The sequence below is a fragment of the Chryseobacterium sp. genome, assembly GCF_022712095.1.
Classification (GTDB): domain Bacteria; phylum Bacteroidota; class Bacteroidia; order Flavobacteriales; family Weeksellaceae; genus Chryseobacterium.
On record NZ_JALAHD010000197.1, the window covers coordinates 1 to 3,013 of the forward strand.

The window sequence follows — 3,013 nt, forward strand, 5'->3', positions numbered from 1 at the left end:
ATATATAGTGTCGGGTTTTAATTTATTTTCAAAATCAATATATCCCTCAAAATAGTCAATAATTTTTTGTTTCTCAATAGGAATTGAAGTAACTATTGTATAAGGAATAAGGTTTTGCATAGTATGAGGGTAACTGTTTTTTATTAAAACAAAATACAAATATTTTTCCTGAAAAATAAAATTTGAACTAATTTTGAAAAATGATGAATTTAAACGAGATTTTCACCAATCAGCGTACTGGAAATAATCCTAGAACTTTAGCATCCAGAACGGATTTTCAAAGAGATTATGACCGGATTATTTTTTCTTCTGCCTTCAGAAGATTACAAAATAAAACTCAGGTGTTTCCATTGCCGGGAAGCGTTTTTGTTCACAACCGCCTTACCCATTCTTTGGAAGTGTCTTCTGTGGGAAGAAGCCTGGGAAGTATTATCGGTGAATTTATACATGATAACTTTCAAAATGACCTTACCGATATTTCCAGGAGCTTTTATTTGCATAATCTTGGAAATGTGATTGCAGCAGCCTGTTTATGCCATGATGTAGGAAATCCGGCTTTCGGACATTCAGGAGAAGATGCTATTGCCAGCTATTTTGAAAAAAATGAAAATGATCTGAAGCCTAAATTTTCAGAAAGAGAATGGGCGGATCTTGTCAACTTTGAGGGAAATGCCAACGCAATAAGAGTGCTGGCTCATCAGCAGCAAGGTAAAGATGAAGGAGGAATTCAGCTAACCTTTGCAACTCTTGCAAGTATTGCAAAATATCCGTGTGAAGCCATTGCTAAGAAAAAAGGAATTATTCACAGAAAGAAATTCGGTTTTTTTCAGAATGAAAAAGATATATTTTTAGAGATTGCCAAAGGGGTTCATATGATTCCGGAGAATGAGGAGCCTTACATATTTAAAAGACATCCTTTTGTATGGCTGGTAGAAGCTGCAGACGATATTTGTTATAATATCATAGATATGGAAGATGCTCACCGCTTAGGAATTGTCTCAACAGCTGACTGTAAAAATCTGTTTTTTGAACTTGTGAAATCTGAAACAGATGATGTAGACAGGGTAAAGCGTAAGCTTGATTCTATTTCCAATGAAAATGAAAAAATTTCCTACCTGAGAGCTAAGGTAATCAATGCTTTAATAAATAATTCAATTCAGACTTATAAAGATAATTTTGATAAAATTCTTGGAGGTAATTTAGATAAAGCCCTTTTGGATATTTACAAATCGGAAAATAAAACATTGCAGGATATAGAATCTTTTTCCATTGAAAAAATTTATAATCATAAAGCTGTGGTAGAAATTGAAAATGCAGGATATAACGTTATGTATGAATTATTGGATCATTTTATTCCTTCCATTCTGAAATCAAAAGAAGAAAGAAAGTCTTATGATAAAATGGCATTGAAGCTACTTCCTAAACAATTTATGTATGAAGAAGGGACTGATTATCAGAAAATACTGGGGGTTATCGATTTTGTTTCAGGAATGACGGATAATTATGCGACAGATCTATACAGGAAAATAAAAGGGATTGATATTGGAATGACGGTTTAATTTTTTTTGAAATAAAGTATTATCTTTATCAAAACATAAATTCTAAACTTAAAAAATTAAACTTATGAGCTTGTTACTACCTCTTATAGTATTCCTTGCTGTGATCTTTCTTTTTGCCTCATTCTTTGTAGTGAAGCAGGAGACAGCAGCCATTATCGAACGTTTTGGTAAGTTTCAGGGAGTAAAACATTCCGGACTTCATCTTAAATTACCCGTAATTGATCAGATCGCCAAAAGGCTGAATCTTAGAATTCAGCAGCTGGATGTAATGATTGATACCAAAACACTGGATAATGTTTTCATTAAAATGAAAATTTCCGTTCAGTATCAGGTGATCAGAAGTCAGGTAGGAGATGCTTATTACCGTTTGGAAAATCCTGAAAATCAGATTACTTCATTTGTGTTTGATGTGGTGCGTGCAGAGGTTCCAAAATTGAAACTTGATGATGTTTTTGTAAGAAAGGATGATATAGCAGTAGCTGTTAAAGGAGAGCTCCAGGATGCAATGAACAGTTACGGATATGATATTATCAAAGCTTTAGTAACGGATATTGATCCTGATGAGCAGGTGAAACATGCAATGAACAGGATTAATGCTGCTGAAAGAGAAAAAACAGCTGCTGAATACGAATCTGAAGCACAGAGAATCAGAATCGTTGCAGTGGCAAAAGCTGAAGCAGAATCCAAAAAACTGCAAGGGCAGGGGATTGCTGATCAGAGAAGAGAAATTGCTAAAGGTTTGGAAGAATCAGTAAGAATGCTTAGTAATGTGGAAATCAATTCTATCGAAGCCTCCTCTTTAATCGTTGTGACTCAGCATTATGATACCCTCCAGGCTATTGGTGCGACCAACAGGAGTAACTTGGTTTTATTACCGAATAGTCCGACTGCAGCGAGCAGTATGCTGAACGATTTGGTGGTGGCTATGACTACGGCAAATGCGGTAGAAGAAGCTAATAAAGGAAAGCTTCCTCCGCCAAAAGATAAGTATGAAAATTAAAATAAAAAAGCTCCCAAAATAGGAGCTTTTTTTTACTTTTTAGTTTTGGAAACTTCTTTTATTAAAGTATATTTTATGGAAGAAGCATCTGCCGGAACATTGGCAATTTTTTCAGTTTTTACTTTTAGAACATATTCATATCCGGGTTCGTAAGTAAACCCTTCGATATTACTATAAAAATTGCTCCATTCTTCTGAAGCTTTCTCTTTTACCTGAAGGCATTTCATAGGAGCTACACCGGTACAGTCAACTGTCTGAGGCCCTACAATAAACGTTTTTTCACCAGCATTTCCGCTTCCGGCATTTGCTGATGTAGTACATTGGGTCAATGCAGCAAATGCGATTATGGGAAAGGTCCCCTTTAAAATGGTTGTAATAAGTTTCATATTTCGATTTTAGTACTTTCCTGACAATTACTATGCCGAATTAAACAGACATGATAATTATCTAATCC

3 protein-coding genes are annotated in these 3,013 nt (G+C 34.8%); 2 read left to right on the forward strand and 1 reads right to left on the reverse strand.

Going from position 1 to position 3,013, the window contains the following annotated elements; genetic code table 11:
• Window positions 1–203: 203 nt before the first annotated feature.
• Both Q0A18_RS10140 and Q0A18_RS10145 read left to right on the forward strand, forming a co-directional pair.
• Window positions 204–1,559 (forward strand): deoxyguanosinetriphosphate triphosphohydrolase, encoded by a 1,356-nt coding sequence (locus Q0A18_RS10140; protein WP_292010032.1) that lies wholly within the window; start codon window positions 204–206, stop codon window positions 1,557–1,559.
• Window positions 1,560–1,623: 64 nt separating this feature from the next.
• Window positions 1,624–2,559, forward strand: coding sequence for an SPFH domain-containing protein (locus Q0A18_RS10145; protein WP_292010030.1), 936 nt, complete (start codon window positions 1,624–1,626; stop codon window positions 2,557–2,559).
• A gap of 32 nt (window positions 2,560–2,591) precedes the next feature.
• Here the strand turns inward: Q0A18_RS10145 and Q0A18_RS10150 are convergent, their stop codons facing one another.
• Complete coding sequence (locus Q0A18_RS10150) at window positions 2,592–2,945, reverse strand: DUF4377 domain-containing protein (protein ID WP_292010031.1); 354 nt, start codon at window positions 2,943–2,945, stop codon at window positions 2,592–2,594.
• Window positions 2,946–3,013: the final 68 nt, after the last annotated feature.

Coding starts and splice junctions, on each gene's coding strand:
- Q0A18_RS10140 (WP_292010032.1), top strand. CDS start 204: ATGAATTTAAACGAGATTTTCACCAATCAGCGTACTGGAAATAATCCT.
- Q0A18_RS10145 (WP_292010030.1), top strand. CDS start 1,624: ATGAGCTTGTTACTACCTCTTATAGTATTCCTTGCTGTGATCTTTCTT.
- Q0A18_RS10150 (WP_292010031.1), bottom strand. CDS start 2,945: ATGAAACTTATTACAACCATTTTAAAGGGGACCTTTCCCATAATCGCA.